General features: G+C 57.7%; 25 protein-coding genes and 1 pseudogene. 15 read left to right on the forward strand and 11 right to left on the reverse strand.

What is annotated here, in order from left to right; genetic code table 11:
- Window positions 1-8: 8 nt before the first annotated feature.
- From CPY51_RS05895 to CPY51_RS05915, 5 genes are read right to left on the reverse strand one after another with little or no spacing between them, the layout of a single operon-like run.
- Entirely contained in the window at window positions 9-731 is a 723-nt protein-coding gene (locus CPY51_RS05895) for an amino acid ABC transporter permease (RefSeq protein WP_111159320.1), read from the reverse strand.
- Window positions 728-1,378 carry an amino acid ABC transporter permease gene (locus tag CPY51_RS05900; protein ID WP_111159322.1) on the reverse strand — a complete coding sequence of 217 codons (651 nt, stop codon included), beginning with the start codon at window positions 1,376-1,378 and terminating at the stop codon, window positions 728-730. The genes CPY51_RS05895 and CPY51_RS05900 overlap by 4 nt, the downstream gene beginning before the upstream one ends.
- Window positions 1,371-2,150, reverse strand: coding sequence for an amino acid ABC transporter ATP-binding protein (locus tag CPY51_RS05905; RefSeq protein ID WP_111159324.1), 780 nt, complete (start codon window positions 2,148-2,150; stop codon window positions 1,371-1,373). The genes CPY51_RS05900 and CPY51_RS05905 overlap by 8 nt, the downstream gene beginning before the upstream one ends.
- 58 nt (window positions 2,151-2,208) lie before the next feature.
- Window positions 2,209-3,090, reverse strand: a complete 882-nt coding sequence (locus CPY51_RS05910) for a substrate-binding periplasmic protein (RefSeq protein ID WP_111159326.1) — start codon at window positions 3,088-3,090, stop codon at window positions 2,209-2,211.
- 28 nt (window positions 3,091-3,118) lie between these two features.
- The gene (locus CPY51_RS05915; RefSeq protein WP_338049408.1) at window positions 3,119-3,688 is read right to left on the reverse strand and encodes an NAD(P)/FAD-dependent oxidoreductase; all 570 of its coding nucleotides are present in this window, start codon (window positions 3,686-3,688) and stop codon (window positions 3,119-3,121) included.
- A gap of 106 nt (window positions 3,689-3,794) precedes the next feature.
- On the opposite strand from CPY51_RS05915, the gene CPY51_RS05920 reads away from it, so the two are divergent.
- Complete coding sequence (locus CPY51_RS05920; protein WP_111159328.1) at window positions 3,795-4,241, forward strand: helix-turn-helix domain-containing protein; 447 nt, start codon at window positions 3,795-3,797, stop codon at window positions 4,239-4,241.
- Between the two features lie 129 nt (window positions 4,242-4,370).
- On the opposite strand, the gene CPY51_RS05925 is transcribed toward CPY51_RS05920, so the two are convergent.
- Window positions 4,371-4,577 carry a hypothetical protein gene (locus CPY51_RS05925; RefSeq protein ID WP_111159330.1) on the reverse strand — a complete coding sequence of 69 codons (207 nt, stop codon included), beginning with the start codon at window positions 4,575-4,577 and terminating at the stop codon, window positions 4,371-4,373.
- Between the two features lie 246 nt (window positions 4,578-4,823).
- On the opposite strand from CPY51_RS05925, the gene CPY51_RS05930 reads away from it, so the two are divergent.
- Window positions 4,824-5,153, forward strand: coding sequence for a hypothetical protein (locus CPY51_RS05930; RefSeq protein WP_111159332.1), 330 nt, complete (start codon window positions 4,824-4,826; stop codon window positions 5,151-5,153).
- Here CPY51_RS05930 and CPY51_RS05935 read toward each other — a convergent pair.
- The 5 genes from CPY51_RS05935 to CPY51_RS05955 all read right to left on the reverse strand — a co-directional run bounded on the left by CPY51_RS05935 (window position 5,134) and on the right by CPY51_RS05955 (window position 8,195).
- Entirely contained in the window at window positions 5,134-5,652 is a 519-nt protein-coding gene (locus tag CPY51_RS05935; RefSeq protein ID WP_111159334.1) for a helix-turn-helix domain-containing protein, read from the reverse strand. The genes CPY51_RS05930 and CPY51_RS05935 overlap by 20 nt on opposite strands.
- A 128-nt stretch (window positions 5,653-5,780) precedes the next feature.
- A complete protein-coding gene (locus CPY51_RS05940; protein ID WP_244598479.1) occupies window positions 5,781-6,332 on the reverse strand; it encodes a hypothetical protein in 552 nt (183 codons plus the stop codon).
- Window positions 6,333-6,358: 26 nt separating this feature from the next.
- Window positions 6,359-7,030 carry a thermonuclease family protein gene (locus CPY51_RS05945; RefSeq protein WP_111159338.1) on the reverse strand — a complete coding sequence of 224 codons (672 nt, stop codon included), beginning with the start codon at window positions 7,028-7,030 and terminating at the stop codon, window positions 6,359-6,361.
- Window positions 7,027-7,566 carry a thermonuclease family protein gene (locus tag CPY51_RS05950; protein WP_111159340.1) on the reverse strand — a complete coding sequence of 180 codons (540 nt, stop codon included), beginning with the start codon at window positions 7,564-7,566 and terminating at the stop codon, window positions 7,027-7,029. The genes CPY51_RS05945 and CPY51_RS05950 overlap by 4 nt, the downstream gene beginning before the upstream one ends.
- On the reverse strand, window positions 7,563-8,195 hold the full coding sequence (locus tag CPY51_RS05955) for a hypothetical protein (protein ID WP_111159435.1): 633 nt from the start codon (window positions 8,193-8,195) through the stop codon (window positions 7,563-7,565). The genes CPY51_RS05950 and CPY51_RS05955 overlap by 4 nt, the downstream gene beginning before the upstream one ends.
- Window positions 8,196-8,364: 169 nt before the next feature.
- Between CPY51_RS05955 and CPY51_RS05960 the strand changes: the two genes are divergently transcribed.
- The 13 genes and pseudogenes from CPY51_RS05960 (at window position 8,365) to CPY51_RS06020 (ending at window position 21,124) form a co-directional block, all read left to right on the forward strand.
- Complete coding sequence (locus CPY51_RS05960) at window positions 8,365-9,279, forward strand: lytic transglycosylase domain-containing protein (RefSeq protein WP_244598481.1); 915 nt, start codon at window positions 8,365-8,367, stop codon at window positions 9,277-9,279.
- Entirely contained in the window at window positions 9,240-9,584 is a 345-nt protein-coding gene (locus tag CPY51_RS05965; RefSeq protein WP_111159436.1) for a TrbC/VirB2 family type IV secretion system protein, read from the forward strand. The genes CPY51_RS05960 and CPY51_RS05965 overlap by 40 nt, the downstream gene beginning before the upstream one ends.
- Window positions 9,581-9,880, forward strand: a complete 300-nt coding sequence (locus CPY51_RS05970; protein ID WP_111159344.1) for a VirB3 family type IV secretion system protein — start codon at window positions 9,581-9,583, stop codon at window positions 9,878-9,880. Before CPY51_RS05965 ends, CPY51_RS05970 begins: the two co-directional genes overlap by 4 nt.
- A 6-nt stretch (window positions 9,881-9,886) precedes the next feature.
- Entirely contained in the window at window positions 9,887-12,301 is a 2,415-nt protein-coding gene (locus CPY51_RS05975; protein ID WP_111159346.1) for a VirB4 family type IV secretion/conjugal transfer ATPase, read from the forward strand.
- Window positions 12,298-13,380 carry a lytic transglycosylase domain-containing protein gene (locus CPY51_RS05980; protein ID WP_111159348.1) on the forward strand — a complete coding sequence of 361 codons (1,083 nt, stop codon included), beginning with the start codon at window positions 12,298-12,300 and terminating at the stop codon, window positions 13,378-13,380. The genes CPY51_RS05975 and CPY51_RS05980 overlap by 4 nt, the downstream gene beginning before the upstream one ends.
- Before the next feature lie 9 nt (window positions 13,381-13,389).
- On the forward strand, window positions 13,390-14,091 hold the full coding sequence (locus tag CPY51_RS05985; protein WP_111159350.1) for a type IV secretion system protein: 702 nt from the start codon (window positions 13,390-13,392) through the stop codon (window positions 14,089-14,091).
- Window positions 14,081-14,293 carry a hypothetical protein gene (locus CPY51_RS33175; protein WP_111159352.1) on the forward strand — a complete coding sequence of 71 codons (213 nt, stop codon included), beginning with the start codon at window positions 14,081-14,083 and terminating at the stop codon, window positions 14,291-14,293. Before CPY51_RS05985 ends, CPY51_RS33175 begins: the two co-directional genes overlap by 11 nt.
- A 9-nt stretch (window positions 14,294-14,302) precedes the next feature.
- A complete protein-coding gene (locus tag CPY51_RS05995) occupies window positions 14,303-15,319 on the forward strand; it encodes a TrbL/VirB6 family protein (RefSeq protein ID WP_111159354.1) in 1,017 nt (338 codons plus the stop codon).
- A 34-nt stretch (window positions 15,320-15,353) separates the two neighbouring features.
- Entirely contained in the window at window positions 15,354-16,046 is a 693-nt protein-coding gene (locus CPY51_RS06000; protein ID WP_111159356.1) for a VirB8 family type IV secretion system protein, read from the forward strand.
- A complete protein-coding gene (locus CPY51_RS06005) occupies window positions 16,046-16,855 on the forward strand; it encodes a TrbG/VirB9 family P-type conjugative transfer protein (protein WP_111159358.1) in 810 nt (269 codons plus the stop codon). The genes CPY51_RS06000 and CPY51_RS06005 overlap by 1 nt, the downstream gene beginning before the upstream one ends.
- Window positions 16,855-18,106, forward strand: a pseudogene (gene virB10, locus CPY51_RS06010) (type IV secretion system protein VirB10). Before CPY51_RS06005 ends, virB10 begins: the two are co-directional and overlap by 1 nt.
- The gene (virB11, locus tag CPY51_RS06015) at window positions 18,072-19,100 is read left to right on the forward strand and encodes a P-type DNA transfer ATPase VirB11 (protein WP_111159360.1); all 1,029 of its coding nucleotides are present in this window, start codon (window positions 18,072-18,074) and stop codon (window positions 19,098-19,100) included. Before virB10 ends, virB11 begins: the two are co-directional and overlap by 35 nt.
- On the forward strand, window positions 19,097-21,124 hold the full coding sequence (locus CPY51_RS06020) for a type IV secretory system conjugative DNA transfer family protein (protein WP_111159362.1): 2,028 nt from the start codon (window positions 19,097-19,099) through the stop codon (window positions 21,122-21,124). Before virB11 ends, CPY51_RS06020 begins: the two co-directional genes overlap by 4 nt.
- Window positions 21,125-21,333: the final 209 nt, after the last annotated feature.

The following is a 21,333-nucleotide window of genomic DNA, read 5'->3' on the forward strand; positions in this document are numbered from 1 at the left end:
CAAGCCCTTCACTGCGCCGGGGCCGCTTCAGCCGCCAGCCCTGTTGACCTCGAGGTGGCCTGTTTCAAGGAACTTTGGGTAAGGCGGCGCTCGATCGCCCGGGAAATCAGAGAAGCCGGCCATGCCAAGGAAAAGTAGAAAATTGCAGTCAACACGAATACCTGCAGCGGCAGGAAGCTTTCTGCCATGATTTCCCGGGACACCAGCGTCAATTCCGGCACTGCAATCAGGGCACAGATCGAACTGTCCTTGAGAAGTGAAATCAGATTAATCAAGAGAGGCGCTAGGGTGTACCTGAGTGCCTGCGGCAGCAGAATGATGCGGAATGTTTGGAACGGCGTCAGTCCACTGGAAAGCGCGGCCTCGCGTTGACCATCCGCAACTGCATTCAGACCGCCACGAAAGACTTCGGCGAGATAGGCGGCATATACCAAGGCCAGGCCAATTGTCCCGGCAAGCTGCGCTGGAAGGGTGATGCCGGCCCCAGGCAAGGCGAAATAGAGCACATAGAGGATCACCAGGATGGGCACGCCGCGGGCGATCGCGAGATAGAGGCGAGCAAACAATCGCGGCAGCCAAAAGCGACGGGATCGAAGATATTCGACAATCAGCGCCAGCAGGAACGCTAGGCTAAATCCCCCCGCGGTCAGGGCAAGGGTCAACCGCATGCCCGCAAGCATGCGAGGTGCCCAGTCGTTGCTGTGAGCGGCTATGGTTTGAACGAACATCATGCGATCTCCAGCCGGCGCTCGATGAGAGACACAGTCTGCGTCACGGCCATCGTCAAAATCAGGTAAAGAATGGCCGCCGCGCCATAGATCGCGGCAGTTTGAAATGTCTCATTCACCAGCTGCCTTGCGTTGAACATCACCTCCGGTGCCGCGATTGCCGCGACAAGCGAGGTATCCTTGACGAGGGCGACCGCATAGTTGCCAAGCGATGGCAAGGCAAGCCGCAGCCCCTGCGGAAGGATAATCAAGCGAAAGACCTTGAATGGCGTCAGCCCCACCGCAGCTGCCGCTTCGCTTTGTCCTGAGGGGACTGACTGAAAACCGGAGCAAAAAATATCAACCGCGACCGCGCCACCGATCATGCCGAGTCCGACAATGGCAGCACACATGGACGAGAGCCGCAGCCCAAGCGCCGCCAGCCCGAAATATAGGAGAAAGAGGAAGGTAAGGCTTGGCACGTTCCGCAGCGCCTCCACATACGCACGAACGAGCAGGGCGACAACTGGGCTACGGTTGAGATAAGTGGTTGTCGCAAGACCAAGTCCGATAAGAACGGCCATTGTCAGCGCACCGGACGTCACTTGGACCGTGACACAGGCGCCCGACAGCAACGCCGTGACGATTGCCTCTAGCAGTGAACTATCCATCGCGGCGCTCCCTCTCCGACAAGCTTGCGAGAAACTGTTTCAGCCGGGGAGCCTGGGGATTATCGAGGACCATCCTTGCCGGGCCTTCCTCGATGATCCGGCCGCCATCCATGAAGACAATGCGGTCGGCCACTTCTCGCGCGAAGGCGATCTCATGGGTGACCAGAACCATTGCCCTGCCCTCGGCTGCGAGCGCCTTGATGACTGTCAGAACCTCACCAACAAGTTCGGGATCAAGCGCCGAGGTCGGCTCGTCGAAGAGAAGTAACTTTGGCCGCTGCGCAAGAGCGCGAGCAATCGCCACACGCTGCTGCTGGCCGCCAGACAGGCGATGCGGCATTTCGTTGGCTTTGTGTCCGAGGTGAACTTTGGTCAAGAGCGATAGAGCAAGCTCCGCCGCCTCGGCCTTCGTTAAACCACGGACCTTGCGTGGTTGCAGCGCAATATTGTCTCTCGCACTGAGATGCGGCCACAAGTGAAAGTGCTGAAACACCATCCCGATCTCTGCACGCTGCGGGGCAAGTTCGCGATCGGTCATCCGTCGTCCATCCAGGCATCGGCCGATCACCTGTCCCTCCAGCCGAACTTCGCCAGCTGTCGGCGGAGCCAGATAATTGATTGCTCGAAGACAGGTGGATTTCCCAGAGCCGCTCGGCCCGATCAGTGCGATGCGTTCGCCGCGCTGCAAGGTGAATGAGACATTTTTTAGAACGTCAAGATTGCCGTAAGATTTGCCGAGGTTGGCGACATCAAGAAGAATATCGGCGGTCATAGCTGCCTCCGTGCATCAAGGAATGAGTGCGGCCGGATACGCCGGCCGCGACGGGTAACTAGCGACCGCACACGGGTGGTTTCCAGTCGGAAGCCCGATCCACGCCGGCTCTGTAGTTCTCCGCCGACGGGACGTAGTTGGCCTCGTTCAGGTTGCCGTAACGTTGACCGATGACCTTGACCTCGCACGAGGTCCAGAGCTTGCGGATTTGAGCACTGAGTGCGTTGGCAAGCGCAGTATTGTCTTTTGACAAACCGAAGACGTACTGACGTCCAACGCCGGTTAGAAGCGGATAATCCGGATTGTTGTCACTGAACGGCAAGTTCACGAGGCCCCAGCTCTCATTCCTGGACAAGGCATAGTCGATCACGGGAGGGTCGCCGACGAGGGCATCGATGCGGCCGGCAAGCAGGTCGCGCAAAGCCGCATCGGAACTGTCGTAGAGCGACAGCTCCAGACCTTTGATCCTTCTAAGCTCGGGCAGGAACGAAAAGCCCGTCATCGAGCCGACTTTCCGGTTCTCAAGGTCCTTTAATGTATGCCATCCGGAGCTCTTCTTCGACGTGATTCCGTTAAGAAAATAACCGCTTGGATCGGTCAGAGACAATGTCTCGGCACGCTGTTGCGTCCAGGCGACGTTGCCGCCAATGATGTCGACGCGTCCGGTTTGCACGGCCGCGATGGCTCCTGACCACTCCATCGTCACCGGCTTGATGGTCAGCCCAAGTCGCTCTGCGGCGATCTGCAGAATGTCACCGTCGTAGCCGGTAAGCTTGCCGTCCCGCGCCACCAGTCCGGGCATGTCGCCAGTGATGGCAACGGAAAGCACGCCGGGTTCGCTTAACTTGTAGGCCGGATCGGTCGCTCCTGCCCACGCGGGATGGAGCCCGGCAGCAATTCCGATGATACTTGCGAGAAATTTGCAGATGAGCTGTTGCATGTCTGTTCCCTTTGTTGTGGTGACCGTTTCAGGAATGGTCGGCGGACCGATCAGCGCCGCCGGTCGTCTCGCACTGCGCAAACCGGGAAATGGAGAGCCCTTTGAGAGATGTCGGAGAAGAGCCATCGAGGCAGAGCTCGGCAAGCACGGCTCCCACGGCAGGCCCCAGTTGGAAGCCGTGACCGGAAAAGCCAAAAGCGTGAAAGAGCCCGGCAATTCTATCGCTCGGTCCGACGACCGGCAGACCGTCGGACATCCGTCCCTCGATGCCAGTCCAGCTGCGCAATAGGAGGACGTTTGCCAGCTCAGGCACCAAGTTGATCGCTGCTCTTGCAGCGTCCATCGTCACATCCGCCTTCGGCCGCGCTCGAAGGCGTTCCCGGTCAGCGTCACCAAGTCCGCTCCCGAAAATGACGCTGCCATGCGCTGTCTGACGAATGTAAATGCCGCCACCGCATATGCCGAGATTCGGCCCGATCAATGGAGCGATCGGCTCCGTGACGCACACGACTTTGGTCGTCTTGGGGCGTCGAACCCCCATTTTGGTTGTGCTTTCTAAAGCAACATCTTCGCGGCCAGCATTGGTCGGGGAGCTCATGGTCTATGAAAGAGGCGTTCGCGCTAAAGTCCATGGGGGCTGTACCAACGGCTGTTCGAACTCCCCGGCTTCTGACTATCAGACCATTTGGTCGGGGGAGCGCGTCATGCAGCACAAGATCTCAACCGTCGTTGCTTTTGCCGAAGGGCATTCGGCGGAAGACACGGATTTCAATCGGAGCGTGGATGAGGAGGTTGGCAAGCGCATCAAAAGGCGCCGTCAGCAGCTGAGGATATCGCAGACCGCGCTTGGCGCCGCCGTGGGCGTTTCTTTCCAGCAAATTCAAAAATATGAGCGCGGCGCCAACCGCGTGAGTTCATCGGTTCTTTATGGAATTGCGCAGACTCTAGACGTGGTGATTACGTATTTTTTTGAAAACTTGCCGAAGTCCGCCGGCGCGGACAATGCGGAATTAAATCAAAAGGCGGTCGTGCGCGAAGAGTTCGTCGCGACCGAAGAAGGCCAGCGCTTGGTCGATGCCTTCATGGCGGTACCAAAGAAGATGCGGCCGAAGTTTATTTCCTTGCTGGCGACATTTGGAAACGACATCTGACAATGGAACAAGCGACTTCGCGCCGCTGATGGTTCTGGTCGACGGCCCTACGCGATCAAGGTATAGGACGCGGCGTGGGTTTGCGAAAAATCGGAAACCCCTGCGGCGGGAAGCCTTTTCCGCGAGGGTCTAGCGGTTCTGGCCAAGCCGAAGATGAGGCTGACCGGAAGGGCAAGACATTCCAGAAAATTCAAATGTCGCCATCGACTGGCGCAGCTCGTCACCCTGCCAGCGATGAAGACGGCACAAACCATCGCGGCGCGCATCGCCGGCTGTCGGCAAAAGCGAAACGTCGATCATCTTGCCCAGCGAAACCTCAACTTCGGACGCCGACATTCCACCGGTTCCTTGCCTTCAGTATCTGGAATTGGGTTAGAGCATATCGCCCTGGATCAATCCCCCTCACAATGGCGACCTTTATGATCGGTGTGTTTCCGTCTGTGCTCTGGGTTCGATCCGGTGCCAGGGGCGGTCGCAAGTACCCAACCCTCAAGCTTGCGAAGGAAATCGATTGCTTTCCATCAAAGGAAGGTCGTTCGTCACTCACTTTCAGAAGTCACCAGGCTGAATCGCGAGAAAAAAATGTTGGACACAAAATACCGAAGACAGTTGAGGAACGATAATCTTGATAATGACTTTCTGGCCCTTGCCGGATTTCACGCAAAGACCGTCCAAAATGCTGAAGACCCTAGTCAATCACCGGATGATAACGACACCGATCGTGCTTTAGCGCACGCGATTGAGGAAGAACGAAGTGCTCGCGCAGCAATCATCCGCTTTGAACCTTCATCAAGGGTCGAAGCGCAGACAAAGCTTCTCTATCTCGTGTTTTTCCTTGCAAGTACGAAAGCATCATTGGACTCAAGTGAGATGACGGCCGTAATGGCGTCGATCAGTCATCTGCAAAATTGAGTGACCGCTTCGTAGTGGTTCTATGACCCTCAGATTCAGGTCCATTTTGAAGAACTGATACCGCCTCGAGCAATGTCACGATGGAGGCCATCGTCTCAGCTGGCAGCTCCTCGATCAATTTCATCATGCGGAATCGCGTCTCAGCTTCTTTTTCATCCTTCCCCCAAAGGTGGGGGGCCGTAGCAAAGAGCATGGCCAACGGTGACACATCAAGAATTTCGCTAAGATGTATCAATCTGCTGACCTGCATCTTAGAAGAGCTGCGTTCATATCGGCCATAAACCTGTTCACTCAGGCCGACGAGAGTGGCAATCCCCGCCCTGCTTAGATCTTTGTCTTGTCGACAGACCCGCAATTCTTCACCTAGCTTGCTGTCAAGCTCCTCAAACGTGGATATTCCATCGAAGCCTTCCCGTCGATAAACAGGTTTTTCATTTTCAGGATCGCTGGTTTTGACCAGGCCGAGCTCGGCAATGTGATCGTCTAAGTTTTTACTCATATTTTAATGACCCAAAGCGTGATCCGTAAATCATACATCACGTTGCGGGCGAATAGCTACGGACTTTGTTGAACGAGATAGCCTGCCTCCCCGCCCGATTTTCTGCCGATGCGGCCGAAAAAACGTCATTATTTTTCCAGGTTGAACCAAAGCCGGTTCGTCTGCATTGTCGAATCGTCCTTCATATCGAAGAAATACGGATCAGCCCTCGACGGTCTCAGCATGTACTCAGTGTAGAGACAGGTGTTTCTCCCGGAATAATCGCGCGTGACGCCGTTTGCCGTTGTTCCGGTACCGTGGCCTCCCGCTGAAGGGGTAACGGTCTGTCTGCCGTCACATTGTTCGACCCTGCGCATGCAGCGCGACTGCTCGCCTGAACCTCGCTGGCCCTGACTATTCCCGCCGTCTGTCGGCGTCCACCCGGCGGGGCAGTCAGCATATCTCTCGTAGCCAGGTTTGCCCGCACCTCCTTCCGGGCATGTGGGCCAAGAAAACCCGGGCTTCTTCATTTCCGAGATTAACTTTTCCATGGGCGGATGGCAGGTCTCGACAGCGTGCCATGACGGATTGGAAGAGGCCGCGCAAAGGAGAACTTCGCAGCCCCAGTCGCTGGCTTCCGATGGCGTCGCCACAAATTTGGCGAGCATGAGTGAAAGGATCATGACGACGCAGTGTTTCACGGTTTCTCCTATTGCTCGATGAGGGATTATTGATCGCGCCAGACTGGCTGGCGGCGTGCGTCGGCGAACGGCGGGGAAATCTCACTTTGCCGCCTTGACAGGAGATTGAGATCGGCCTGCGGCGTGCGCGCGAGGGTCTTGTCGATTGCCCTGCGGCGCCACTCTTCCATGTCGAGGACGTAGGTCGCCCACATCCCATAGCGCGCGGCGATCGCATTTTGCTGCGCCTCGACGTAGAGTTGGTCGCTTGGAAACGGGGCGCTTAGTTTTGCCCATCCAACCCGAAGCATTTCCAGCGCCAGATCTCGGCTGCCCACCCGACATATTCCGGTACCCTCGTTCGGATTGTCGAAAGCAGAGATGCTACAGCTAACGACTTTGCTGCCGACCACTCTCTTGAGCCAGGCTTTCGCTAGTGCCCCACAGGCCAAGGGAGCTAGCGGCTCAGCTGCGGTGACCTTCGGATCCAAGGCCCATTGCGGCAGTTCGCAGCTATCGATCCCAGCCAAGCGGACGAGGGTCCGGCGCTTACCAAACCAAAGCGACCGTCCGTAGATGACAGCGACCTGCCCGGAAAGCACCGACCTCGGAGAAAAATCTTGAGGGGCCGCCGGGGTCTCTCGGATATAATCAGCCGCCTTCGATTGAATGGGAAGCCACGTCAGGACCGCGAGCGCCAGAACCACCCTTTTTCTCACGGCGAACCCCTCGCGCTTTTTGCTGCTTGGCTGAGGAGAATCGCCGGATGTCGGACGTCTTTGAATTGCCAAAGACCTTTCCTTGCCGCGCGCGCGTTTTGCTCGGCGACCGCGTAGGGCGGGTAGATGGGAATTCCTTTGCCATCGAGGCTGGCAAAACCAAATCCCTCGGTGATCATCATCATCGCAAGATCGAGCCTCTGACCCGCAACGATCGCGTAGCAGACGGCGAATGTGATGCCGGACTGCTCGACAACGGGCGCGCAGAACGGCTTGGTATCCTTGACAAACGCAGCCAGGACGGCGATCGACGCATTACCACAATCACGTTTGTTTGCCGATGCATCCGTGTAGAAGGTGCCGCGCAGACAGGACTGTAGTCCGTAGAGGCGATATCGTTTTCCTGCCGATGCCCAGGTATCGCCCGTCTCAAAAACCGTTCCCGTCGCGAACTCGAAATAGCCCGCTGGCGCGGCGACCGCCGCAAGCGAAAAGGAACACGCCAACGCCAGGGCGAAAACGATCCCGGACCTCATTGCTTTTGCACTCCCGGATCAGCCCACATGCCAAAGCCGCTCCTGCCCGTCTTCTCCGCGTCAAGAAGATCCGGACGCATCGGCGAGCCATCCTGCTTTTTTTCAAGCCGGAGCGCCCCGAGCGACAGAAGCTGCTCTTCGAAATTATCGACCGTGTCGAGTGATCCTGGATAATTATGATATCCAAAGCAGGTGGCGTCCTGCAGCGGCGCGTCACGCTCGGTCAAAAAGGCCCGGCAGAAGATGACCTTCGCCGACTTCACCAAAATTTCGAGTTGCTGGCGGGCATAGTCGACGCAGGATCCGGCGAACCCTTCCTTCTGGTTGACCATGTCACCCTTGCAGGGTTCCAGCCCGTAAAGATGCATCCCAACTTTAGGATCCACGACGATTTCGCCCGGTGATTTAACCGTGAATCCGGTCGAGGAAGCAAAGCCCTTCCGGTCGATGACTTTGCCACCTGCGTCATAATACTCGATCACCAATACAGTCTTCCCAGGGGCGGCCAGCGACTTCACGTAAGCCGCATCGATCGTGCCGCCTGCCCAGCTTGGCGTGCTCGCAACCGCGGCCGCAAATGCAACGACGACGCGCCGTATGCTGACGCTGGTTACCGTCTTTGTTATCATCGATTGTCGCCTCGAAGTGCATTTTTCGCTTTTCGACTCAAATTTTTCGATATAAGATTGAACATAATCGGTAATCATTCCGACTCGACAATTACGTGTTTCCGTCGGAAAAAGCAACCCACTTCTAGCCCGTTTGGTCGTTCACGAACAAAAACCGGAGCTCACTGCGTTGAACAAAGTTTTGGTGACCGTCGCTGCTGCCGTGTCCGTAAAGTGCGCGAGTGTCGCCTATTCCTTCGATCAATCGCGCTTTTATGGCGACGCCACGATCGAAGCGACCACGTCTAACATCAAGGCCCTGCAGTATACTGACGGCTTCGAACTCGACCCATCAGGAAAGATCACGAAAACTATCGGTTCTGCTTTGGTGAACACAAATGGTGTGTTTAATTCTAGCAATGGAAATGGTCATGCGCAGCCGTCAGCACAGCTGGCCATCCGTGTTCGAACCACAGACACGAACACATCTTATTCATTTCCGGCAGCAGAACGACACGTGGCGGCGGCATGCGGCCTGTCTCCACTTACCGCCTTCGAAATCGAAAAGCTCGTTGATGTCAGTGCGCAAGCCCATGGCGTCGATCCTGGATTGGCGAAAGCCATCGCCTGGACTGAAAGCCGGTTCGACCAAAATCGAACCAGTGCCAAGGGCGCTCGCGGCGCAATGCAACTGATGCCGGATACCGCCAAGGAGCTTGGTGTCCGAGACATCTGCGATGCCGCTTCCAACATTGACGGCGGCATCCGTCATCTCAAGAACTTGGTCGACGAGTTCCAAAACCCGATCCTGGCTGCGGCCGCCTATAATGCCGGCGCGCAAGCCGTCTTTGAGGCCGGCGGAGTTCCAGCCTTCGGCGAAACCGTTCGCTATGTAGCGTCGGTCACAAATTACCAGATCGGCTTGCAGCTACCACGCAGGCCTTCGAGCGACGGCGCGATCACGCATCGCCCCAGCCCGACCGAGCAAGTCAGCGATGTCATCGGTGCACAGGGCGGCCGGTTCGTCAAAGGTGTCATGCAGTTCAAAACACAAAGGAGAGCGAAATGCCTATCACCACGTCCTCTAGACAGAAGAGTTTGTTGAAGGCCGCTATGATTGCTGGAGCGATCGTCGCCTCACAAATTGTCGCGTCCGACATTGCCATGGCGCAGGCAACCAATCAGGCCTTCGCACCGCTCCAGACTGTCGTTCAGGCCGTTGTCGATTTCATCACGGGGCCTTTCGGTCGCCTCGTCGCAATCATCGCCGTTATCGGCCTCGGTTTTCTGGCATTCGCAGGCCGCTTGAGCTGGTTCACTGCCGGCGCCGTCGTTCTTGGCATAGGCCTTGTGTTCGGGGCGCCGGCGATCGTCGATCAATTGATGTCGACGGTCGGAAGCAACAAATGAACGGCGTCGGTGACGACAAGCCGATCTTGACGCCCCTGGTCATCGGTCTGACGCGATCGCCGACACTTTGGGGCGTGCCCTACATGGCAATCGTCGTGATCATTGGGCTGACCATCATCGCCTGGCTGGCGACAAATTCCATCTGGGCCCTGCTCACGGCGCCGGCCGCCTATCTCGTCCTCTTCACGCTCTGCACCTGGGATAGCAGGATCCTCGACGTGTTGCAGGTTGCGACCCGAATGACTCCAAAGACGCCCAACAAACCCTTCTGGGGCGCCAACTCCTACGGACCGTGAACCGTCATGCTGAAACTCATCCGCGAAGAACTTGGCTTTGGGAAAACCGCCGGACGCGAAAAGCCGATGGCAAGGCATATCCCCTATACCCGACACGTCGCTGACACAGTCGTCAGGCTCGAGAGTGGCGCCTTGCTCTCGATCATCAGGCTTGATGGGCTGTTTTTCCAGACGGAAGATCAGGCCGAGCTCAACATGCGATCGGTTGTCCAAAACACCATGATCAGGGCGCTGGGGTCGAGCCGTTTCTCGCTCTGGTCCACGGTGATCCGCAGGCAAGTCGACACCGATCTCGAAGGCGCATTCGACGACCCCTTCTGCGCCCTGCTCGATCGCCGCTACATGGCGCAATTGAGCGAAAAGCGCATGTTCACCAACGAACTCTACATCAGTGTCCTGCGCTCGGGGATACGAGGGGCGCTCGCCATCGGCGACAAGGCGAGCCGGCTTGTCGACAGGGCGGGCTCACGGGAGGTGGCCGACGACCGGTTGCGCGAGTCCGTCGGCGAGCTCGAAGAGCTGGTTGGCAGCATCTGCCGCGATCTTCAAAAATACGGAGCCCGACCGCTCGGCATCGTTTATCGCGATGACGAGCCCTATTCCGAGCCCTGCGAGTTCCTGCACAGGCTTCTCAGTTGCGGTATCCCTCGCAAGATGCGCCTGCCCCGCATGAGCATCGCCAATTACGTCGGAAGCTCCCGCCTGCATTTCTCCAGGCGAACGATGCAGGCACAGGCTCCTGTCAAAGCAGATGACCGTTTTGGCGCGATGCTGTCGATCAAGGAATATCCACCCTTTACAGGTCCCGGGATGCTGGACGGGCTGCTGCAAGTCAACCACGAATTCATTCTGACGCAGTCCTTCACGATCACCGACAAGCCAATCGCTCAAGAACGGATCTCTCGCCTCAGGCGGCAGATCGCAGCCTCCGACGAAGCAGGTAGCGATGTCGAAAATGATATCGAATTCGCACTCAACAGCCTGATGAACCAGGAAGCTGTGTTCGGCCTCCATCATATGACGCTGCTGTGCCTGTCGCGCGATCTGGATGGTGTCAACAGGGCCGTCTCCGATCTTGGCGCATGCCTCACCGACATGAACATCAACTGGCTTCGTGAGGACCTCAACCTCGAGGCGGGGTTCTGGGCGCAGCTTCCGGGAAACCATGCCTACATCGCTCGTAAGGCGCTTTTATCCAGCGCGAATTATGCCGGTCTGTCCTCGATGCATAATTTCGCCACCGGCCATTCAGAGACCACCCATTGGGGAACGCCGATCACCATCCTTGAGACCAGCAGCCAGACGCCATACTGGTTCAATTTCCATCGACGTGATATCGGCCATTTCCTGGTCACCGGCCCGACGGGATCCGGAAAGACTGTCGCGCTTACCTTCCTGCTCGCACAAGCATTTCGCGTCCAGCCGGCGCCAAAGGCGGTTTTCTTCGACAAGGATCGAGGTGGCGAGATCTTCGTTCGTGCCATGAACGGCGCCTACGAGGTCCTGACGCATGGAACATCGACGGGCTTCAATCCACTGCAGCTCGATAACACCGGTCCTAACCGCGAATTTCTCCTACGGCTGCTGAAAGTGATGCTCGGTCGCGCCGACGGCAGCGATTTCGACCAGGAAGAAGAAGACATTCTCGAACGGGCCTTGCTACGCCTGATGCAGGAACCGGCTGCCCAGCGAAACCTTGCAAATCTCTCCGGCCTCCTGATCGGCCGATTGCGCGCAGGCCCCAACGACCTGAGCGCACGCCTGCGTCCCTGGATCGACGGGGAAAAAGCCTGGCTGTTCAACGCCGAGCACGATGTGCTTTCCCTGTCCGACCACCGCGTCTTCGGCTTCGACATGACAAGCATCCTCGATAACGAGGAACTGAGAACACCGGCGCTGATGTATATCTTCCATCGGCTGGACGAGCTTCTGGACGGCACGCCCGTGATGATCTTCATGGATGAGGGCTGGCGTCTGTTGCGGGATGCGACCTTCAGCGACTTCATCGTCGATAAGATGAAGACGATCCGCAAGCTGAACGGCATCGTCGGCTTTGGAACACAGTCGGCAGCCGATATCGCCAGGGCGCCGGCATCGCACACGCTGATCGAACAATCGGCGACGAACATCCATTTTCCCAATCCGCGCGCGGACGAGGAGAGCTATATCAGGCGCTTCGGCCTGACCGTGAAGGAATTCAGCTTCATTCGCACGACACCGCCGGAAAAGCGCAGCTTCCTGATCAAACACGGCAATGACAGCGTGATTGCCAGGCTCGACCTCACTGCCATGCCGGATATGATCAAGGTTCTGTCCGGCCGCAGGGAGACCATCGAGGAATGCGCGCGACTGCGCCATGATCTTGGCGATAAACCATCGGCCTGGCTTCCATCCTTTTGCGGATGGGAGGGCTGGCCATGAGACCGCTCTGCCTCCCCTTGGTCGCCGTCGCACTCTCTCAGTCAGCAAACGTCGCCTTTGCCGACGTTCCGGTGATCGATCAGACGACGCTTAAGCAGGATACAGCCCGCGATGCGACGACCAGCGATATCGAAACCACCGATCAGGATCGCCATAGCATCAGCACGTCGGTGACCTGCTCGATGTACCGGCCCTCGGCGCCCAATGATCCAGTCGGCGCCGCAAACCAGAATTCCGAGATTTCAGGCCTGGTGCGCCGCGTCGCGCGCGAAGAGGGTGTCGACGAAAACCAGTTCCTCTCCCTCGTCTACCAGGAGAGCCGCTTCAATCCCTGCGCCAAGTCCGGCGCTGGTGCAACGGGCCTGACACAGCTGATGCCTGGCACCGCAAACCAACTCGGTGTCAACGAAAACAATATCGAGGATAATCTGCGAGGCGGCGCGACGTACTACAACCAGCAACTGCGCCGCTACGATGGCAACGTCTCGCTGGCGCTTGCCGCCTACAATTCAGGCCCCGGAAGTGTCAACAAATATGGCGGCATTCCACCGTTCAAGGAAACTCAAGGCTATGTCCGCAGCATCACACAGGACTGGCTGCCAGCCTTTGGCGGTTCCGACAAATCGGGAATTCCGCTGAACTATGGTGGCGGCGAAACCGCCTATACCGGCATGAGGGATTCCACGCTGAATGCGATGGGCACGACCAAGGCCACATCGGAGAGCCTGTCGAATGTCGGGAGTTGGTATCGGCAACTGGCGGAATTGCAGACCGGAACCATCCAGGACAGTTGGGACCACAATTCGACCGTCCGCAATGCCAACCTTGAAATGCTGTACGAAGTCATCAAGCTCGGCGGTTCAATGGCTGAGCTGATCAATTCCCGCAATGCCGTCGCGCTATCCAGTGTCTCGAGTTCATCGCAATCAACGGCAAGCCGGAGCGAACGGAACCAGCCGCGCGACACGACGGGATTTTGCGATCCGACGCTCGACCTTGTTTGGGACCCCGAACAAAAGGCATGTGTCGCAAAACGGCAGGACGCCGCCAGCATCCAGCTCATGCTGCAACCTCAATAGGAGCCGATGATGAAGCTTTTCATGATAGCCGCCGGGTTTGCCGCTTTGACGTCGAGCCTTGCTCATGCCGATGTACCGGTGATCGACAAGAAGAACTATGAGATCGCCAAGCAGACCGCCGACACGACCGATCATATCCTCGACACCAACAAGAACATCCTGACGACGGTCGAAGATACCCTAAAGGCCGTCACCGGTGATCGAGGAAGCACGTCCCAGACACTGCAGAACCTGGCGATCGGCCAGGGCTTCAGCGTGTCCGCCATGCCCTCTCTCGATAGCCTGATCAAAGGCGGCGTCCCTGACTTTGGCAACATGAGCGGTGACGTGTCGAAAGTGGCGACCGCCTTCATCAACGGCCTGCAACTGGTCAAATCGCTTTCCGGCAAGGACAACAGCGGTCTTGCCAGCGACAAATCCTATGAGCAGTTGGTCAATACCGTTCTTGGTGTATCCGCATTGATCAATGGCGCCCAAAAAGCCACCGAGACCAGACGAAACGCTTTTGAAGCCGCCGGTCAGCAGATCGGCAAGGCCGAGGATATCAAGGGCTCGATCGACCAGAACACCCAATTGCAAGTCCAGTCCGGGCTAACCTTGAACGAGATGATCGGCGTGATGAACGGGGCGGTGACATCACTCCAGGCGGACAACCAGAGACGGCTGACCGATATTTCCAACAGCAAAAAAGCGCTGAGCTATGGCAACTGAGGTCCTGCAAACCCTGGTGCGCCTGGCGATAGCCGTCATCGTCGCAGGTTTATCGGCTTGCGGCACCGTCAAGGAAAAAACCGCTCCGTGTAAGCGTCCGGCCGAACTGAGCTCCTACGCGGAAGATCCGCGTCAAAGCTGCGGGCCGATGCATGCCGTCAATGATCCTGCCGCAGCGTTTGCGGCTATCGGAATGAACTGAGGTCTGGCGATGGAAGATTTTCTCGGCGATTTGCTGAAGCGTATCGAGAACTCCGGAACAACGTTTTCGGAAAAGGCCTACGGCGTCGTCGGCCAGGAGATCATGCCGCTGCTGCAGATCATGCTCGTGGTCTACGTCGCCTATTATGGGCTGCAGCTCTTTCTCGGCACCGCTCGCGTCAGCGTCTCCGAAATCGTCAGCCGCATCGTCCGGATGATGATCATCCTCGCCCTTGTCGGATCATGGTCAAATTTCAACAACCTGTTCTATCACTGGATCAACGATACGCCCGAAGACGTTGGCCGGGCCATCCTTGCAGCATCCGGGACTGGAATTACGGAGCCGACGAATGGACTGTCGCAGATCTGGAAGACCGCCAACCAGGCTGCCTCCGCCTTTGCCGAACAATCCGGATATTTCTCGATCCTTCCGAGCGCGGTCGGCGTGTTGATCATGGTCGGCGCCGGCATCTTCATCGCCGTCGCGCTGGCGATCCTGATCCTTGCGAAAGTCATGCTGTGGGTGTTGATCGGCACCGCGCCGATCTTCATCGCCTGCATGCTGTTCGAGCGAACGCGAGGCTACGGCGTCGGGTGGTTCAACCAGGTCCTCACCTACGCGCTGATCCCTTTGTTCATCTACGTCGTTGCGTCTTTCCTGATCGCTGCAATGAACCCGGAACTGACCAAGATCAACGCCGCCACCGGCACGAGAACCCTGACGCTTGCCGACATCGCTGGCTTCACGCTTCTCTGCGCCGCTGGCGCCTTCGTCATGCTTTATATCCAGTCGATCGGCCAAGGCATTGCCGGCGGCATCAGTGCCGGGATCGGGTCCGCTGCCAGCCGAGCGACACAGGCGGTTGGTTTTGGAATTTTGCGAGGGACGACAACCGCGGGGCGTACGGCAAACCGCGCGGGCCGAGCGCTTCGTGATCGATCGAGAAACGGCGACGAAGATGGCGATAGTTCAGGCGCCAGGGCAGCGATGCAAACGAAAATCACCCAGAACAGTACCCCCGCCTGAATAGGCCTAAGACGTTTAAAAGGCATGAATTGCGATGGCAGATACGAATGATGAGCGGCTGCGGACCTATTATCAGAGCGGGGATATTTGGGAGCAGGAGGTTGTCGGACGAGCGAGACGGTCACGCGCGCTCGCCTGGTTTGTCACCAGCATCTTTGGCGCGATCACGCTCGTCAGCTTGGTAACGCTTGCCATGCTCGTGCCTTTGAAGAGCTTCGAGCCCTATATCGTCGAGGTCGACAAGAACACTGGTTACATCGAGGTCAAGACCGGGCTCACGAGGCCAGCAAGCCTGACAGAGCAGCAGGCCATCACCCAGGCCAACATCGTTCGCTACATCCGCTCTCGGGAAGGCTATGATCCTTATGCGATCGAGGAGAATTTCGGGATCGCGGCACTTCTGTCGACCGGCAATGCGGCGCGCGCCTTGCAGGACCTCTATAGTGCGGCCAATGTCCAAAACCCGGCCAGGGTCTATGGCCGAAACAAGCGCGTCACGACCGAAATCGCCTCGGTGACCTTCCCGAATGCCAGTACCGGCATTGTTCGGTTCTCGACGGTCGAGCAGTCCGATGCGGAAACCATCCCCAGGCATTGGATCGCTGTCGTCCGCTATCGTTATACCGACACCCCCGCGACCAATGAATGGCGTTTCGAAAACCCACTCGGTTTCCAAGTCTACGATTATCGCCGGGACCAGGAAACGGTCACCGAGGGGAGTCCTTGATGATACGGCGTACTTTCCTTGCCGCGGCGATGTTGCTTGGCCCTCTTACCCCTGCTTATTCTGCCGAAACGCCAGCCTCCGGCCGCCTCGATCCGCGTGTCACCAGCGTTGTCTACCAGCCCAACAATGTCGTGCGCGTATTTGCGACCTACGGCATTTCGACGATGATCATCTTCGACGAAGACGAGAAGTTCGAGACTGTTGCGCTCGGCGATACCGACAGTTGGGATGTCGTCCCGACGGACAAAGGCAATATTCTCTTCGTAAAGCCCAGGGCAAAGAACGTCACTACCAATATGAACGTGGTGACCACCAAGCGCATCTATTACCTCGAGCTCAACGATAACGCGCCTGAGGACGGGATAAAGGTCTTCGGCATCCGCTTCGTCTATCCCGAAAAGGACCTCAATGCCTCCTTGCGCAAGGAGGCAGAGGCCCGTGCCGCCAATCCGAACATGGCCGGTATCGACAAGGCCAACGTCAACATCGACTATTCGTTTTCTGGCGACGGTAAATTGAAGCCGTTGATGGTGTTTGACGACGGCAAGAAGACGTTCTTCAAGTTTGGCGCCAAGGTGCCAGCTATGTTCGCGGTGAATAGCGACTTTACCGAGACATTACGAAACTTCCGACGGGAGGGCGACTATATCGTCGTCGACGGCACGGCAACCCAATATACCCTGCGCGACGGCGACCAGTGGACCTGCATCTTCAATTTGAGGAAGCCGGACTTTGGTGCACCCGACCCAAACGTGATGGGTGCGAAACTTGATGACCAGGCAACGACGCGCCGAAGGAGTGGAAACTGATGCAGCGGTCTCCAGAACTGGAAGCGATGCTCGCCGGCGACGAGGTTGCCATCCGGGACCAGCGAGTCCGACGAAAGCAATTGCTTGGGGCAGCCGCTCTTATATTCGGCGGAGCAGCACTGGCATATGTTGTCGTCTTTGCGCCCCAGAAACGCGCGCCGGAAAATCTTGAAGGGGAAGAAGAGTTCACGACGACGACCTTCCGGCCACCCTCGTTTCTACGGGATAGCGACAAGCAGCCGGAAAAATCACCTGACCCGGTTATCAAGCTCCCGGATCCACCCTCAGCAAAGCAAGATGACGCGTCCGATACGACAAAATTCGATGTTCCGCCTCCGCCTGGCGTGGTGGTTGAAGGCAATCAGACAACGCCCGTGCCGCCGGAAAAGATCGACGAGTTTCCAAAGCGTTTCCTGTCGAAGCAGGTGGTGATCGACAGCAGCAAATCCGACATCGGCCAGGGATCGCTAGGGCCTGGCAGCACGGAGGGCGGACCGACTGTTGCAGGCGAAGATCGCAACAGCAAGTTCCTCGCCACCGCCACCTCCATTGGCGATCGCTCCGCCAAGGCCCGGCAAATCGATCGCATCGACGCGATGATACCGGAAGGAACGCTCATTCCCGGAATTCTCGAGACCGCCATCAACAGCGATCTGCCGGGGCAAATCCGCGCCATCACCTCGCAGGACGTCTATTCTTTCGACGGACGCCGCGTCCTCATACCGACCGGCACTCGTCTCATCGGAGAATATCAGTCGGACATCACCCGCGGCCAGAAGCGCATCTTTGTCATTTGGACAAGATTGCTGCGCGATGACGGCGTGTCCGTACGCCTGAACAGCATCGGCACTGACAGTCTTGGCAGATCTGGTCTCACCGGCATCGTCGACAACAAATGGCGTGAGCGCTTTGGCTCGGCCATCCTGCTTTCCATCGTCGGCGCCGGTTCGTCTTATCTGACCGGATATGGCGGCAGCCAGAGCAACTCGAGCAGCAGCGGCGGTGAAACAGACGCCGACCGCGCTGCCGAGCTTGCGCGCGACACCATCGCCCAGACCTTCTCCAACATGGCCAATCAGGCGCTTGGAGAATCTGAAGATCCCGCCGACGATCAGCGTTCACCAAGGCGAGCGCATTTTCGTCTATGTCCGCCAGGACCTCGATTTTTCCGCCATGTACCCGGATCCGGTCGAGGAAGCACTGAAGGAAATCAAGCATGAACGAGGCCTTCGCCAAAATCAAAGCCGTTGACAACAGCCCCTATTATTTTCTCGGACGTGCTCTCGACCCGCTCCGGATCTTTTTGACTGACCCCGAGGTTGTCGAGATCTCGGTCAATCGACCGGGCCACGTCTATGTCGAGCGTCTCGGCGCCGATGCGATGGAACACCATGAGGCACCGGCACTGACCGCGTCCGAAATCGAAAATATCGGCGAGCGGGTCGCGGGTGCAACGCATCAGTTCATCAGTCGCGCCAATCCGATCCTGAGCGCGGCGTTGCCGACGGGAGAGCGTATCCAGATCGTGCTGCCGCCTGCCGCCGCTGATGGCGGGGCCATCTCCATTCGTAAACAGGTGACCAGCAATTTCACGCTTGAGGAATATCGTGACAACGGATCGCTGGAGGGGGTTTCGGTCGCAGTCGGTGGCCTGAGTGAGGCAGAGCGAGCGCTGATCGAGCATCTGAAAGCCGAGCGAATCTATGACTTCATTGACACCGCAATCCGGCAGCGGATATCGATCCTGATCAGCGGAGGCACATCGACCGGCAAGACCACGTTTTTGAATGCATGCCTGAAGACAATCGACCCCTCCGAGCGCATCTTGACGTTAGAGGATACGCGGGAACTCTTTCCGCCGCAGAAAAACGTCGTCCATCTCCTGGCGTCCCGTGGCGATCAGGGCACCGCGCAAGTCACCATCCAGTCGCTGCTCGAAGCATCACTGCGCATGCGACCGGACCGCCTGTTCGTGGGAGAAATCAGGGGCGCGGAAGCCTTCGCCTTTTTGCGGGCCATCAACACCGGCCACCCCGGCAGCATGTCGACGGTTCACGCCGATACGCCGCTCGGCGCCTATGAGCAGCTAGCGATGATGATGCAACAAGCCGGGATGTCATCGGGCTACTCGAAGCGAGATCTCATGTCGTATATCAAGATGGTCATCCCCGTCGTCATTCAGTTGCGCCGCGAGGGCGGCCGCCGCGGCGTTTCCGAGATCTATTTCGCCAGGCATGCGCAATGAGCAGGACTTACCTCGCGGGCTACCTGTTGTTTTGCGGATTGATCGCCGTCGCCGTTTGGGCGATCGGCTATGCGCTAATCTTGCAGTTTCTTTACAAGGACGGCCGAATTCTCCACCTGATGGTGACGGCCAATCCGCTTGCCCCGTTGCTACAATTTTGGGCCTATTCGGGCAATCGCGCACTGCGGATTGCAGCCCTCGGCGCGCTCGTTCCCGCACTGGCGATGGCGGCAGCGGCAGGCGCCTTTGGTCTGCGGCGACCTTCCAACCCGCTGGGCGATGCGGCATTCCAGGACATCGCCTCGATCCGACGCGGAAAATGGCTTCGCAAGGATGGCCATATTTTTGGATTGATCGGGCGCAGCATCCTGCGACGCCGGGATGATCGGCATCATCTTGTCATCGGTCCGACCCGATCGGGAAAGGGCGTCGGCTATGTCATCCCGAATGCTTTGATGTTTCCGGGCTCGATGATCGTGACCGACCTCAAAGGCGAGATCTTTCAGCAAACCGCCGGCTACCGGAAAGCCAACGGACATCAGGTCTTTCTGTTCTCACCCGGCGCCCAGAAAACGCATCGGTGGAACCCATTGGACTTTGTCCGTCAGGACCGCGGCAACCGTACCATCGATATCCAGAATATGGCCAACATCCTCATCCCCGAAACGAGTGGATCTGATAACGCTGTGTGGCAAGGGGCAGCTCAGCAGGTCATCGCTGGCGTCATCAGCTACGTGTTGGAGAGCAGCCACTACAAGAACCGCCGCAACTTTGGCGAGGTGAACAGCATATTCAATTCAGGCGTCGATCTGCAGGTGCTGATGAAGACGATCAAGGAGAATGAAACCGATCTCTCCCGCTTTACGACCGACAGCTTCAACGCCTATATCTCGCTCAGTGAGCGTGCGGCGCGATCGGCGCTTCTGGACATTCAAAGGGCAATGCAGCCGTTCCGTAACGAGCGGGTCATTGCCGCGACCCACGTGACCGACATCGACCTCGCCTCGATGCGCCGGCGCCCGGTAACAATCTACCTCGCGCCCAACATCAGCGACGTGACGATCCTGCGGCCATTGCTGACGCTGTTCGTACAGCAGAGCATGGATCTCCTGACCCGGGATTTCAATCCAGCCGCCCTGCCCGCTTACTTCCTGCTCGACGAATTCAGGCAGCTGAAGAAGATGGACGAGATCATGAACAAGCTTCCCTACGTCGCCGGCTACAACATCAAAATGGCCTTCATCATTCAGGACCTGAAGAACCTCGACGAGATCTACGGTGAGACATCCAGGCATTCCTTGCTTGGAAATTGCGGCCTGCAGCTCATTCTCGGCGCCAATGATCAGGCGACGGCCGAGTATGCGTCCCGTGCGCTCGGCAAGAAGACGATCCGATACAAATCCGAATCCCGCACCTTGGAACTGATGGGCCTTCCGCGGCGAACCAAGGTCGAGCAGATCCGCGAGCGCGATCTGATGATGCCTCAGGAGGTCCGTCAGATGCCGGAAGATCGGATAATCCTGCTCGTTGAGGGCCAGAGACCTATCTTCGGAAAAAGACTTCGGTACCATCAGGTTGCTCATCTCAATCAGGCAGCGCGCGCTTCCAGGGAAAACCAACCCGTCGTTCCGGATGCTGATTTCGTCACCCTGCTTCGGGTTCCCGCGCTCGATGAGAGTTATGGGGGCGTTTTGCAACCGAAAGAAACAGAAGAATTGCCTGATCCGACCGGACACCGATTGGCAGAGGTGCCTCTTGCTGTGGCTAGAACACTGCCGCCGGGGCGCGGTACAAATGCCGCCGCAAGGGACAGGTTTGCGGCCGAGCCGAGCCCCGCTGAGGTGAAAGACGAACGGGTCGCGGCCATTGAGGCTCGGCTGAAGCCAAGTGCGGATCGGTTGGTCGAGATCATTCACTCGAAATGCGACAAGGATGGAAGTCTCTCAATGCGAAGCAGACCTAGCATCGCCGAAGTCTTGAAGCAGACCATCCCTGATCCTGCCGATTTCGGATTGGCGCCCTAGTTGCTTCGCTCAACGCTTGTTTGAGACTTTCGCCTCACAAGCTTGTCCGCGATGCACTTCCGATTTGATTGCGCTGTGGCGGCGCGCCTCAACGCTCCGGTTGAAAAGCGAGGAATCGCAGTTAACGCATATCAGCTCTCTTCTCTCCTGACGAACTTCCTGGGGTTAGGCATTGACTTCGAGCTAGCCGAGCTAAATGGTTCTGATCA

Origin of the sequence: Arminella tubonensis, from assembly GCF_003240585.1 — a bacterium.
In the GTDB taxonomy this organism is placed as follows: domain Bacteria; phylum Pseudomonadota; class Alphaproteobacteria; order Rhizobiales; family Rhizobiaceae; genus Rhizobium; species Rhizobium tubonense.

Bases quoted from the DNA above. Each gene is read 5' to 3' on its own strand.
- CPY51_RS05895 (WP_111159320.1), bottom strand. From the start codon at position 731: ATGATGTTCGTTCAAACCATAGCCGCTCACAGCAACGACTGGGCACCT.
- CPY51_RS05900 (WP_111159322.1), bottom strand. From the start codon at position 1,378: ATGGATAGTTCACTGCTAGAGGCAATCGTCACGGCGTTGCTGTCGGGC.
- CPY51_RS05905 (WP_111159324.1), bottom strand. From the start codon at position 2,150: ATGACCGCCGATATTCTTCTTGATGTCGCCAACCTCGGCAAATCTTAC.
- CPY51_RS05910 (WP_111159326.1), bottom strand. From the start codon at position 3,090: ATGCAACAGCTCATCTGCAAATTTCTCGCAAGTATCATCGGAATTGCT.
- CPY51_RS05915 (WP_338049408.1), bottom strand. From the start codon at position 3,688: ATGAGCTCCCCGACCAATGCTGGCCGCGAAGATGTTGCTTTAGAAAGC.
- CPY51_RS05920 (WP_111159328.1), top strand. From the start codon at position 3,795: ATGCAGCACAAGATCTCAACCGTCGTTGCTTTTGCCGAAGGGCATTCG.
- CPY51_RS05925 (WP_111159330.1), bottom strand. From the start codon at position 4,577: ATGTCGGCGTCCGAAGTTGAGGTTTCGCTGGGCAAGATGATCGACGTT.
- CPY51_RS05930 (WP_111159332.1), top strand. From the start codon at position 4,824: ATGTTGGACACAAAATACCGAAGACAGTTGAGGAACGATAATCTTGAT.
- CPY51_RS05935 (WP_111159334.1), bottom strand. From the start codon at position 5,652: ATGAGTAAAAACTTAGACGATCACATTGCCGAGCTCGGCCTGGTCAAA.
- CPY51_RS05950 (WP_111159340.1), bottom strand. From the start codon at position 7,566: ATGAGGTCCGGGATCGTTTTCGCCCTGGCGTTGGCGTGTTCCTTTTCG.
- CPY51_RS05955 (WP_111159435.1), bottom strand. From the start codon at position 8,195: ATGATAACAAAGACGGTAACCAGCGTCAGCATACGGCGCGTCGTCGTT.
- CPY51_RS05965 (WP_111159436.1), top strand. From the start codon at position 9,240: ATGCCTATCACCACGTCCTCTAGACAGAAGAGTTTGTTGAAGGCCGCT.
- CPY51_RS05970 (WP_111159344.1), top strand. From the start codon at position 9,581: ATGAACGGCGTCGGTGACGACAAGCCGATCTTGACGCCCCTGGTCATC.
- CPY51_RS05975 (WP_111159346.1), top strand. From the start codon at position 9,887: ATGCTGAAACTCATCCGCGAAGAACTTGGCTTTGGGAAAACCGCCGGA.
- CPY51_RS05980 (WP_111159348.1), top strand. From the start codon at position 12,298: ATGAGACCGCTCTGCCTCCCCTTGGTCGCCGTCGCACTCTCTCAGTCA.
- CPY51_RS05985 (WP_111159350.1), top strand. From the start codon at position 13,390: ATGAAGCTTTTCATGATAGCCGCCGGGTTTGCCGCTTTGACGTCGAGC.
- CPY51_RS33175 (WP_111159352.1), top strand. From the start codon at position 14,081: ATGGCAACTGAGGTCCTGCAAACCCTGGTGCGCCTGGCGATAGCCGTC.
- CPY51_RS05995 (WP_111159354.1), top strand. From the start codon at position 14,303: ATGGAAGATTTTCTCGGCGATTTGCTGAAGCGTATCGAGAACTCCGGA.
- CPY51_RS06000 (WP_111159356.1), top strand. From the start codon at position 15,354: ATGGCAGATACGAATGATGAGCGGCTGCGGACCTATTATCAGAGCGGG.
- CPY51_RS06005 (WP_111159358.1), top strand. From the start codon at position 16,046: ATGATACGGCGTACTTTCCTTGCCGCGGCGATGTTGCTTGGCCCTCTT.
- virB11 (WP_111159360.1), top strand. From the start codon at position 18,072: ATGAACGAGGCCTTCGCCAAAATCAAAGCCGTTGACAACAGCCCCTAT.
- CPY51_RS06020 (WP_111159362.1), top strand. From the start codon at position 19,097: ATGAGCAGGACTTACCTCGCGGGCTACCTGTTGTTTTGCGGATTGATC.